Origin of the sequence: Cupriavidus sp. SHE, assembly GCF_000812445.1 — a bacterium.
Classification (GTDB): domain Bacteria; phylum Pseudomonadota; class Gammaproteobacteria; order Burkholderiales; family Burkholderiaceae; genus Cupriavidus; species Cupriavidus metallidurans.
Genome location: NZ_JWMB01000072.1, coordinates 1 through 11,219 on the forward strand (window position 1 = coordinate 1; position 11,219 = coordinate 11,219).

Genomic DNA, 11,219 nt, shown 5'->3' on the forward strand with positions numbered 1-11,219 from the left:
CGTCCACTCTGACATTACGTTCCCAGGTACCTTACGTGGGAACGTAGCTTCTCAGGTGCGACGCGACGGCGGCAAGACGCGCATTCTCGATCGCTTACCCTCAATCCCTTCCAGGTTCTGCAGGATGGCTCGATGCTCATGGCGTGCCACGCTTGCCGAGACGAAGATGCCGAGATGGCCTACGTGTGGATTGGTCAGGTAGACAATGCGCTGGCCGGCGGCGACCAACTCCTCGGTGCTTTTATACACTGCCGGAATCCACCCCAATGCCTGATGCGGTGGCGTGATGTTGTCGCCGTAGGACGCGAAGATGACTATCGGCTTGCGGATGCGCCGTAGGTCGACTGTGCAATCGCAGTCCACCTGGACTTCGCCTGTTTCGAGCTTGTTGCCAACGAACAGGTCCTGGACAGTCGAAACGAGCTCCTCCCGACTCAGGAAATAGAAGCCGTTCCACCAGCGTTCGAACTCCAGAAAACGCTCGCGCTCACGTTCCGGGTTGGCGAAGACCGTGTAGAACTTCTCCCATATTGCCGATTCCGGTTTCAGGAACTGAAAATTCTGCACAAGCCATGCGCCGTCGAAGCGGCCGTTACCCAGGTCGGCAAGAAAGTTTGCGCCCCACACACCGCCAGAGAACGCACCGAGAAGACGCATCGGATTCACGCCCGGCTCGCCAGACCAATATGACAGTGGAGAACCGTTCAGGACCGATATGCCGGAGACTTGCTCACAGCAATGCGCGGAGAGCAGCATTACTTCCCACCCCGCCTGGCAGTTCCCATAGAGCACCGGCTCCTGTCCATCGTGGCGACGGGCTACCTCCTGAACAAACGTCCGCAGAGCACTAAGAACGTCGCCCAGCGTCTGGCCAGGGCAAGGAATCGGGAAAAATATGACGAAATAGGCAGGGTGCCCTTCGGACAGCGCCATGCCCACCTCAGAGTCACGCTTGAAGCCTCCAATCCCCGGCCCGTGACCAGCGCGCGGGTCAATCACGATAACCGGCTTTGCACCAGGGCGCACACGTTCTTCCAAATGGTCACTGCCGCAGCGAGTGATGCGCAGCAAGGCATAGTTTGCCGGCCGCTCGAACGTTCTCCCGTCGAGCAACATCTCGTAATCGAAGTGAAGCAGTGGCGGAAGGCCGGTCTCCTCATGCGCCAACATGTTGTCTGCGCGCTGGCGAAGGATATCGATGAACATCGTCCAACGTTGGGTAACGTCGACCGCATAATCCCTCCATTGTTGGACCGCATCCGTAGTAGATGCCGGCTGCTGCGGAACAGCCTCGGCGATGGGAGTCGGGGCCGCATGTAGTTCCGCAGCCGCAGCGATTGGGGAGGAGCGCGCTGGGCGTCGCTTACGTTGCATCGTGCCTTCGGCCATGAGGTACCTTATCCCTTTCTATTGAAGCAATCATTTCCCCAATTTCACCTTGCAACGGCTCGCGGGCCCGAGCCGCCAGCCAGGCAGTCAAACCATACTTCGCGAGTTTCCCGCTGAAGATACTGCCAAACACGGCGATGGGGGACAGTTCTGCTAGCGCGACGAAAACTAAAGCCGGCGTCTGCGGCAACGGCGATGCCGCGATGGCCGTCAGCGCAAGGAGCCCGTAGTCCTCAGTGAAGCCCGCTACTGCGACCCACCTAGCCGAGCGCGTGAGTTCCGGGAGGTAGCTAAGCAACTGCGCCCAGCCAAGGTGATGGAAGACAACGTAGAGGATTAGCGCTCCCCCACCACTTCCTCCAGCGGCACAGAACGCTATGGCTCTCCAGCGACGCGCGTTTAACAGTACGGCAGCAGTCAGCAAGGGAACTACGGGCACACACATACTGAGCGTGGCGAGGAACGCCAATCCGCCAACCACGATGGGGTATGACCTCAGGTCCGCGCGTTTAGCCAGTATGTCAAGGAAACTCGGAAAAACCAGCCGGCTGAGCTTTCTGGCATGCCTCGCATGTGCCGGCTGCCGCGCCACGCTTGCGCGCGGCGATGTCCTGGGCTTCTGGCGTCTTGTATTGGCGTCCACGGTACACTGCTCAACCGGCCATTGGTGCAGTCACGTCTGAAGACGACACAGACGGTGATGAAGCACGAATTCCCGCGAGCTTGGTACGCTTGAGCAACAGCGCATTGATTGCAACCAAGGCGGAGCTGACCTTCCACTGCTTGAGCGGGTCACGGCGACGAGATTCGATACGCCGCTTCTGCTCGTCCTTGGTGATATCGAGGTAATACTTGATGAGCCGAATCCCAGAGCGCACCAGCATTTCTTCGAACTCCGGGACACTTAGAAAGAACTCCTCGTGTTCTTCGTTACTACAGAAGCCCATAACGTGCTCTACGCCGGCGCGGTTGTACCAACTCCGATTGAAGAGCGTGAACTCGCCAGCGGCCGGAAGTTCCGCCGCATAGCGCTGGAAGTACCACGAACCACGGTCGCGGTCGGATGGCTTCCCGAGAGCGACCACGCGAGTCTCACGAGGACTGAGATGCTCGACAATGCGTTTGATAGTCCCGTCCTTTCCCGACGCATCTCGGCCTTCAAAGACGACCAGAATCCTGTCGCTGCAACAGAGGAAGTGCTTCTGCAGCTTGACTAGTTCAATCTGAAGGAGGCGCAGCTCTTTCTCGTACTCGTCGAGTGATATTGAACTGGACTCCGACTCCTCAGTGCGGTTTTCTGCTTTCGTTTTCATGAGGTGGCTTGTCTGAACCGCGTGCTTCGGCTGCGTCCGGCGATGAGGGCTTCCCAACCGTTAGGGTGGCCACCTTGTCGGACAGCAGGAGTTCTAACGCCGCTCGGTCGACGACCTCCTGTTCGAGGAGCAGTTTCGCCAGCGCGTCAAGTTTGTGACGATTTGCAAGCAGTGTCTGCTTCACCCGTTGGCTTGCGTCGCCCAGAATCTTTCGGACCTCGGCATCAATGATTTGCGCAGTACTCTCGCTGTACTCCTTACGCTCCCGAGGTAGCAACCCGGGACTGTTATAGAGAGGGTTCGGCAGGTCTTCATAAGTGGCAAGTCCGAGTTGCTCACTCATGCCGAACTGGGTAATCATCTGGCGGGCCATGTCCGTTGCCCGCTGTAGGTCATTCTGGGCGCCGGTGGAGACATCGCCATAGACGATTTGCTCGGCCATGCGTCCGCCGAGCAATACATCGAGCCGGTCAAGCAGTTCGCTTTGTTTCAGTAGGTAGCGATCCTCGGTCGGCGTCTGCTGGGTATAGCCGAGTGCCGCGACGCCGCGCGGAATGATGGAGACTTTCGATACGCGGTCGGCGTGTGGCCGCGACTCAGCCACGATGGCGTGACCCGCCTCGTGGTACGCGATGGTCTCCTTCTCCTGGGGATTCATCACGCGATTCTTCTTTTCCAGGCCGCCAATGATTCGGTCCAGTGCCTCGTCAAAGTCCGCCATATCCACGGCATCCTTGCCTTTGCGCGCCGCCAGCAGAGCGGCCTCATTGACGAGGTTGGCGAGGTCCGCGCCAGCGAAGCCAGGGGTGCGGGCTGCCAGGTTTGTGAGCTCCACAGTGGGAGCCAGGACAACATCCTTAATGTGCACCTTGAGAATCTGCTCGCGCCCCTTCAGGTCGGGCCGGTCCAGCGCGACATGGCGGTCAAAGCGACCTGGTCGCAACAGGGCTGGGTCGAGAATCTCAGGCCGATTCGTGGCCGCCATGATGATGACGCCCTTGTTGGTATCAAAGCCATCCATCTCCACCAACAACTGGTTCAGGGTCTGCTCGCGCTCGTCGTTGCCGGTTACCGCGCCGAGGGCACGGGTCTTACCTAGTGCGTCGAGTTCATCGATGAAGATAATGCAGGGTGCCTTAGTTTCTGCCTGATTGAACAGGTCGCGTACTCGCGCAGCACCCACGCCGACAAACATCTCAACGAACTCCGAGCCGCTCATGCTGAAGAACGGCACGCCGGCTTCTCCTGCTACGGCCTTCGCCAACAGTGTCTTGCCAGTGCCCGGTGCTCCGAGAAGCAACACCCCCTTGGGAATTTTCCCACCCAGGCGCCGATAGCGCTGGGGGTCCTTCAGGAAGTTGACGATTTCGGCAAGCTCTTCCTTGGCTTCGTCGACGCCAGCGACGTCGGCAAAGGTCACGCCGGTTTCCTTCTGCATGTAAACCTTGGCCTTGCTCTTGCCAATCTCCATCATCCCGCCGGCGGCACCACCCATCCGCTTAATGAGGAAGCTCCAGACGGCAAAGAAGAGCATGGCAGGAACCACCCATGAAAGCAGGGTGCTAATCCACTTGTTATCGGCCTGACCTACGAAGCGCACTTTGGCTGCCTCCAGGTCTTGAACCAGATTGGGGTCATTGACACGGAGCGTGGAAAAAGGGTGGTCCCCCTTACCCTGACGCTGCATTTCCTCGACCTGTTGCTTGGGAAGCAGATTCTCAATGCCATCGCTGTTGACCGTACCCGTGATGGCTCCCTCTCCGAGCGTTATGTCCTTGAGCTTGCCAGCCTTTAGCAAAACCTTGAAATCGCTGTACGGCAGGGTCTCGATATGAGATGAAAAGAAGAGGCTTTGCAATATGAGCATCGCCGTGACTGCGAGGAGTACGTACCAGAGGGAAAACTGCTGTTGGCGTGGTTCCATAGAGGGTCTCTTGTGTCGTCGCCGTGTTGGAGGAATGGAGGCAAGTGCGATTCGCAGCCGGCCGCCGGTTTCGGCTAACGAACAAAGTTGTATGCAACGGGAGAACTGCGCTGTGTGTCAGGCGAATCGTTTCGGCTCAACGTCAGTCCTTACCTCCCAACGTGTTATGCAACCATGCGAAAAACACGCCGGCAGCGAAGAACCACACTGCGAAAACGAAGGCTGGATAGGTGACGGACCACCAGGAGAACGCCTGGTCAGTCTGAAGGCGCCGGAAGTCGAGCCCGTGAAAGAGCGCGTTCATGAAATTCATGAAAGGCTCAGGGGCCGCTAGCCAGACAACGGTGCACAACGCATAAAAAAGCACAACGGTGGCCGACAAGGTCACGCCGGTTTTGAAGGGTTTCATGGCTACCTCCGATTTGAGATGCCGCTACGCTTCAACGAGGCCTGGTGTGAGGAACGTCCCCACCGCCGAAATTCGGGATGAAGCCGGGGGTCCTCCTGCGATATGCCTCATATTCCTGGCCAAACTCGGTCAGCGCGTCTCGCTCCTCCGCCTTGGCAAGCCGCGCGTACATCCACACCAGGATGGGGAACATCACCAAGGTAAGTATGGTTGGCCATTGAAGTAGGAAGCCCAACATGATCAGGATGAACGCGACATACTGAGGATGCCTCATGCGTGCATAGAGCCCAGTGGTAGCAAGGCGGTGCTCTTGCTGAGCCTTGTACAGAACACGCCACGCAGATGACAGCATGAGAAATCCGCCGAAAATCAGGATGTCACTCGCGATGTGAAATGGCCCCAGGTGTGGATTGCCCTGCCAGCCGAAAATCATCTCAGGGAGATGACCGGCATCGTGTGAGAGGAAGTCGATGCCGGGATACTTTGCCGAGAGCCACGGCAGCAGGAAATAGATGGTCAATGGAAGGCCGTACATCTCTGTAAAGAGCGCCACGATGAACGCCGAGAAGGCGCCAAAGGACCGCCAGTCCCGTGAAGTCTTCGGTTTGGTGAAACTGAAGGCAAAGATGATGAAGACCGCCGAGTTGATAATCACCAGCGACCAAAGACCATAACCGTATTGCGCATCGTGGCTCATCACCGCTCTCCTTTGTTAATGTCATCGCGCGTGTTGCCTTCCCCTTGGTGATGACTGTGCCCATGCCCATGGTGCATGAACATATGCATAAGGGGGCATGCGGCCAAGAGAAGAAAGGGCAGGATTTGAATCACATGTGCCCGATGCTCCGTCCAGAGGAAGTAGCCAATCACCAGCAGGAAACCTATCGTGACCAGCTTGGACCTGGAAATCTTTCTCTGCATATCGTCCGGGTGCTCGTTACTGCTATGGTCGTGATTCATACATTTCTCCTGAATGGAAGCCTGTGAAACGTCGCGTCTAGCAACAGCCATGATGGCGATGATGCTGGTGCACATACTTGGCCGGGTCCTGCTGAAAGACGGTCCGCGAGCTTTCAGACTCGAAGAAGTACGTCTTTCCTTCGAAGTTCGCCGTAACTGCATGAGCAGTTTCAACTTTGTTGCCAGTGACGGGGTCGCGGGCAGCGGCAATGTCCTCCTGCATCGTATGAAGTTTCCAACTGTCTTGATTGGTTCGGCGACTCGTATATCGCTGCCAAGAAATCAAGGCAATGAGGGCCGCGCCGCCAAGCACGAGCCATGAAAGATTTTGTGAGAGCCAGTTCATGATTGAAACTCCTTATCAATGCTTTTCGCGGCGTTGAAGCTCACGGTCGACGGCTTGCCGGATATCTCGCTCACACTCACACGAGAGTCGCCAGCTGACCCACGCCACGACGATTGGACAGGACAGGAGAAGGACGGCGAGCAGTATCGTGATTGGTGAGATACCGAACCAGTACACGATTGCGACTGCTAGTAGCGTCGCGAGGGCCGCACAAATCCATGCCAGGGCGCGCTTCATATCGCCTCCGTACCGGGTCGACCAAGTCGTACTCGCTTCAGTAATGCCGAATTGGCGACCACACTCAAGGATGAGAGGGCCATGGCCGCTGCCGCGAAGATGGGGTTCAACAGTCCGAACGCAGCGACCGGTATGCCAATCGTGTTGTAGATAAACGCCCAGAAAAGATTCTGCTTGATTTTGCGCATCGTTGCGCGCGACAACTGAATGGACGCGACCACGTCTCGCACGTCATCGCGGATGAGGATGATGCTGCCAGTCTCCTTGGCAACATCGGACCCGGACCCGATGGCAATACCGATGTCAGCGGCAGCGAGTGCAGGGGCATCATTCACGCCGTCTCCAACCATCGCCACGACCTCGCCTTGCTTCTGCAGGGAATGAATGGTCTCAACCTTGTCCTCGGGCATCACTTCGGCAATAACATGCTCGATGCCAACCTGGCGATCGATTGCCTCCGCAGTTCGACGGTTGTCACCGCTTAGGAGAAGCACTTTGATGTTGCGAGCCTTCAAAGCAGCTACTGCCTCGGCGGCTTCGGGCTTAACCGTGTCTGCGACGGCAACGACTCCGAGCAGCGAGGTACCCGCACCGACCAGCATGGCGGTCTTCCCGTCGGCTTCGAGTTTGCGGAGCACGGACTCAGCGTCACTGGTCGCAATTCCCTGGCACGCGAAGAGACGTCGATTCCCCAGCCAGACCTGTTGGCTGCCGACATGGCCCTGAATGCCCATGCCCGACAAGGCGCTGATGCTGACTGCCTTAGGAATGGTCAGCGTACGATGTTGAGCAGCGCGCACGATGGCTTCGCCCAACGGATGCTCGGACCCGGATTCGACGGCGGCTGCTAGTGCCAGCAACGTCGATTCATCATGGTTCGAGATGGAAATGACATCCGTGACGGTGGGCTCTCCACGTGTAATTGTTCCTGTCTTGTCAAAGACAACGGCGGTCAGCTTCTCCGCGCGCTCCAGCACTTCACCGCCGCGTATCAGAATGCCATTGTCCGCCCCCTTGCCGACGCCGACCATCAACGCGGCAGGCGTCGCGACGCCAAGCGCGCACGGGCAGGAGATGATGAGAACTGCCACAAAGGCAAGCAGCCCATGGGCGAAGTGACCAGCGACCGTCCACCCGACCACGGCCAGCAAGGCAACTGAGACAACTGCCGGCACGAAATAGCTGGTGACCTGGTCGGCCAGCCGCTGAATCTGAGCCGTACTGGCTTGGGCGTCCTCGACCATCTTGATAATCTGTGCGAGCGCCGTGTCCGCCCCAATTTTTGTGGCTCGAAACGTGAAGGCACCACTGCGGTTGAGCGTGCCGCCAATGACCGAGGCACCAAGCTTCTTCTCCACGGGCATCGACTCGCCAGTCAGCATCGATTCGTCAACGCTGGACTCGCCCTCGATAACATTGCCGTCAGTGGGAATCTTCTCGCCCGGACGTACGACTACCGATTCACCCACCATGATGCTTTCAGCGGGGATTTCGACTTCCTTGCCCTCACGCAGTACGTGAGCGACGGCAGGACGAAGGTCGAGCAGACGGCGAACTGCCGCCGACGACTTTTTCTTGATGATTTCCTCCATGTACTTGCCCAGCAGTACGAAGGCAATAATCACCGCCGAGACCTCAAAGTAGACATCTCGCTCCGCCACCTTCACGGGCAACCAGGAGGGGAAGAAAAGGACCACTACGCTGTAGAAGTACGCGACGGACGTTCCCAGTGCGATGAGGAAGTCCATATTGATGTTGCGGGTCCGGATGGCATTCCACGCTCCCTTGTAGAAGCTCCATCCGCCAATGAACTGGACTGGGGTGACCAGCAGGAATAGCCACATTCCCCACGTAAGCCAAGGAAGTGCGGGGATCGGTGCCCAAGTTAGGAGAGTCGCGCCTGCCGCCAATGCGAGGAAAGCACCTGCTCGGAAGATGGCCAGAGCGAGGACGCCCGTGAGCGCAATGGTCACGCGCGTCTTCATGGCCTTCAATTCACTCTCGGGCGACTCGAAAGTCCGTAGACAGCTTTCACTGCAGAAGTAGTACTTGCGCTTGCCGCGCTCAGTCGAGAGGGCTGTGGCCTTGTCGACCATCATCCCGCATATGGGGTCCTTCGCAAGTTGCTTGGCACTGCCGGTGGCGGGGGTGGCAGCCGCAGGTGACGTAGCGCTAGCGCCCGCCGACGCATGCTCGTCAGATGGACTCAGAGTGTATTGAGCAGGATTGGCGCGGAAGGTTTGCTCGCAGTGACTTGAGCAGAACCAGTAGCGCCGCTGGTCGACCTCGGCACTGGCAGCGGCTTCCACGGGGGAAATCTCCATGCCGCAGACCGGGTCCCGCACTCGCTGCTGGTGAGCAAGTTCGTCGTGGCCGGCCACTTGGCGCGCCTGTCCATCGACAACACCATATTTCCCCCCGAATGGGGTAGCGGACCTGGTCGACATGCCATCCTCCTGGGGGCGAGTGGCGGGCTGCAAAGCAGGATTTCTTTATTAGTCTGGGCCCTCTAAAGGACCTGGCTATTGATGCTAGTCAAGGAATGCGAACAGCGGGGCGGAGGTCGCCGTGCTAGGCAACAGCGTTCAAAAAATCCGGTAGAACGCTTGCAGCGACGCAGGGACTATGCCCAGATAAGGTCGGTTGGCGATTGGGCCCTAGAATACAGGCACCGCTCCGGTCGCCAGTTCCTTGACCAGTATGGGAAGGTCAGCCAATTGCTGCCGAACGAGTTCGCGAATCTGCTGTTGCTGGGTGAGCGAGAGCCCGCTTTCAGCGACGATGTCAATGGCTGCCAATTGCGGCTGGTTGATAGGCCGGCCAATGCCGGAAAGAAGCCGTACGACAACCTGGGCTACGCCATCCACGTCTACTGCGATACGCGCAGCCAATTGGTGCGCGAGCACGTTGTAGAGCTTGCCAACATGCGAGGCAGGGTTCTTCCCCGCAGCGGCCTCCAGCGACATTGGCCGATAAGGCGTAATCAACCCATTGACTCGATTTCCCCGACCCACCTGGCCGTCGTCACCATGCTCGGCGCTCAGGCCGGTGACGGTCAGGTAGACCCCACTTTCGTCCTGGGCGCTTTGGTCGTCCAGGGTATTGATGGCAATCTCACATGCCGGGTGGTCGCGCTCGGCCAGATACGACGCTATCCGACCTTTCAGTGCGAAGTATTCATCGACACTGCGCACATATCGGTCAACAAATGCCAGTGCGATAGTGAGTCGATGATGCCCATCGAGCCGACTTCCCATGATTTTGAAGTCCTGACCGGCCGCCCCAAAAAACACCTTAAATGCACTTGAACGTAATGACTCCGCCGCTGAGAGCACTGCGCTTTCGAGGCTTGAAAGTGGTGCATAGCCTACTCCAAAGGACGTGTCATTCGACAGCGGTACGGATGGCGCGGTAGCGACGACGCGCCGGAGGTTTGGGGCTGAAGGACGAAGTATGGGCTCAACTTGGATTTCGTCACCTGTTGTGCCAAGGCACTCCTTCAGGTACTCGCGAATGGCCTGCTCAACGATTTGCTCCACCTTGGCAGATGGCAGTTCGGTGACAGGGCCCGACACCAACAAGCGCATAGGGCGCAGGAGTTGGCCGCCGCCGAACTTCGGCGCACTCATGCCGCCGATGAGTAGTGCCTTGTCCAAGTTGAAATGCTGGATTGCGCCATAGGCGTCAAGGTAGGCGCGGCACAAGGCGTGCGCTGCCGCCTCGACGGCTCCGTCACAAAGGCTATCGGGATGTCCGATGCCCTTGTGCTCGCACATCTCCGTCCGTTCGCTTCGCCACGACGGCGTATTTGAGATGGAAATCGCAATGGCCTTGGCGTTTGGCATCGCTAAGCCCTCAGTCAGATAGTCATCCCGTGCTCATTCTATGTAGCCGCGTCGCTGGAGTCCTTCGCGGCGACCGACCGCTGTTGACGCATATCAATCAAACGGTCTTCCGTGCAACCTAGCATAAATGCTGAAAACCCGATTTTCGAGTGTGCCAGCTATTCGCGGCACTGCCGTTGGTGCATTATTAGGCTCATGCAGCCTTGCGAAAGGTGCGAAAGGATGGAGGTGTCTCGTGCGCAGGCTATGGTTGGTACTTACGACAATGCTCGCAATCAGTCTGACGGGCTGTGGCTACAACACCATTCAATCGCAGGATGAGCAAGTCAAAGCCAGTTGGTCAGAGGTGGTGAACCAGTACCAGCGTCGTGCAGACCTGGTGCCCAATCTGGTCAACACGGTAAAGGGCTACGCAAGCCATGAGCGGGAAGTCCTGACACAGGTGACTGAGGCCCGTGCGCGCGTTGGGGCGTTGCAAGTCACGCCGGAGACGCTTAACAACCCCCAGGCCTTCGCACAATTTCAGGCGGCGCAACAACAGCTATCTGGGACGTTGTCGAGGCTATTGGCTGTCTCGGAGAACTATCCACAGTTGAAGGCCGATGCGGGATTCAGAGATTTGCAGTCCCAACTCGAGGGTACAGAGAATCGGATAGCCGTCGCGAGAAACAGGTATATCCAGTCGGTGCAGGCCTACAAGGGGTCGTCTCAGAAAACGGAAAATAAAGCACGCTAAGGCATAGCCGAACCTGCCAAGCTTGCTCCACCCTGTAGTGACGCGATCAGCGGGCAGGAA

General features: G+C 58.0%; 8 protein-coding genes and 2 pseudogenes. 1 reads left to right on the forward strand and 9 read right to left on the reverse strand.

Annotated elements, in window-relative coordinates:
* Positions 1-99: 99 nt before the first annotated feature.
* The 9 genes and pseudogenes from RN01_RS29385 to RN01_RS29430 all read right to left on the reverse strand — a co-directional run.
* Positions 100-1,389, reverse strand: a pseudogene (locus RN01_RS29385) (DUF3141 domain-containing protein); the annotation flags it as partial.
* 653 nt (positions 1,390-2,042) lie between these two features.
* Positions 2,043-2,702, reverse strand: a complete 660-nt coding sequence (locus RN01_RS29395; RefSeq protein WP_008647601.1) for a hypothetical protein — start codon at positions 2,700-2,702, stop codon at positions 2,043-2,045.
* Positions 2,674-4,626, reverse strand: a complete 1,953-nt coding sequence (gene ftsH / locus RN01_RS29400) for an ATP-dependent zinc metalloprotease FtsH (protein ID WP_008647607.1) — start codon at positions 4,624-4,626, stop codon at positions 2,674-2,676. Before ftsH ends, RN01_RS29395 begins: the two co-directional genes overlap by 29 nt.
* 142 nt (positions 4,627-4,768) lie before the next feature.
* A complete protein-coding gene (locus RN01_RS29405) occupies positions 4,769-5,035 on the reverse strand; it encodes a DUF5676 family membrane protein (RefSeq protein ID WP_008647609.1) in 267 nt (88 codons plus the stop codon).
* Positions 5,036-5,066: 31 nt separating this feature from the next.
* Positions 5,067-5,732, reverse strand: coding sequence for an isoprenylcysteine carboxylmethyltransferase family protein (locus RN01_RS29410; RefSeq protein ID WP_008647611.1), 666 nt, complete (start codon positions 5,730-5,732; stop codon positions 5,067-5,069).
* Complete coding sequence (locus RN01_RS29415) at positions 5,732-5,995, reverse strand: DUF2933 domain-containing protein (RefSeq protein WP_008647613.1); 264 nt, start codon at positions 5,993-5,995, stop codon at positions 5,732-5,734. The genes RN01_RS29410 and RN01_RS29415 overlap by 1 nt, the downstream gene beginning before the upstream one ends.
* 37 nt (positions 5,996-6,032) lie before the next feature.
* Positions 6,033-6,341, reverse strand: a complete 309-nt coding sequence (locus tag RN01_RS29420; protein WP_029309048.1) for a YHS domain-containing protein — start codon at positions 6,339-6,341, stop codon at positions 6,033-6,035.
* Positions 6,342-6,574: 233 nt separating this feature from the next.
* Complete coding sequence (locus RN01_RS29425; RefSeq protein ID WP_008647620.1) at positions 6,575-9,025, reverse strand: heavy metal translocating P-type ATPase; 2,451 nt, start codon at positions 9,023-9,025, stop codon at positions 6,575-6,577.
* Between the two features lie 210 nt (positions 9,026-9,235).
* Positions 9,236-10,423, reverse strand: a complete 1,188-nt coding sequence (locus RN01_RS29430; protein WP_008647623.1) for a methionine adenosyltransferase — start codon at positions 10,421-10,423, stop codon at positions 9,236-9,238.
* A 265-nt stretch (positions 10,424-10,688) separates the two neighbouring features.
* On the opposite strand from RN01_RS29430, the pseudogene RN01_RS29435 reads away from it, so the two are divergent.
* Positions 10,689-11,147 (forward strand): annotated as a pseudogene (locus RN01_RS29435) (LemA family protein); the annotation flags it as partial.
* Between the last annotated feature and the right edge of the window lie 72 nt (positions 11,148-11,219).

Coding starts and splice junctions, on each gene's coding strand:
- RN01_RS29430 (WP_008647623.1), bottom strand. CDS start 10,423: ATGCCAAACGCCAAGGCCATTGCGATTTCCATCTCAAATACGCCGTCG.
- RN01_RS29425 (WP_008647620.1), bottom strand. CDS start 9,025: ATGTCGACCAGGTCCGCTACCCCATTCGGGGGGAAATATGGTGTTGTC.
- RN01_RS29420 (WP_029309048.1), bottom strand. CDS start 6,341: ATGAACTGGCTCTCACAAAATCTTTCATGGCTCGTGCTTGGCGGCGCG.
- RN01_RS29410 (WP_008647611.1), bottom strand. CDS start 5,732: ATGAGCCACGATGCGCAATACGGTTATGGTCTTTGGTCGCTGGTGATT.
- ftsH (WP_008647607.1), bottom strand. CDS start 4,626: ATGGAACCACGCCAACAGCAGTTTTCCCTCTGGTACGTACTCCTCGCA.
- RN01_RS29405 (WP_008647609.1), bottom strand. CDS start 5,035: ATGAAACCCTTCAAAACCGGCGTGACCTTGTCGGCCACCGTTGTGCTT.
- RN01_RS29395 (WP_008647601.1), bottom strand. CDS start 2,702: ATGAAAACGAAAGCAGAAAACCGCACTGAGGAGTCGGAGTCCAGTTCA.
- RN01_RS29415 (WP_008647613.1), bottom strand. CDS start 5,995: ATGAATCACGACCATAGCAGTAACGAGCACCCGGACGATATGCAGAGA.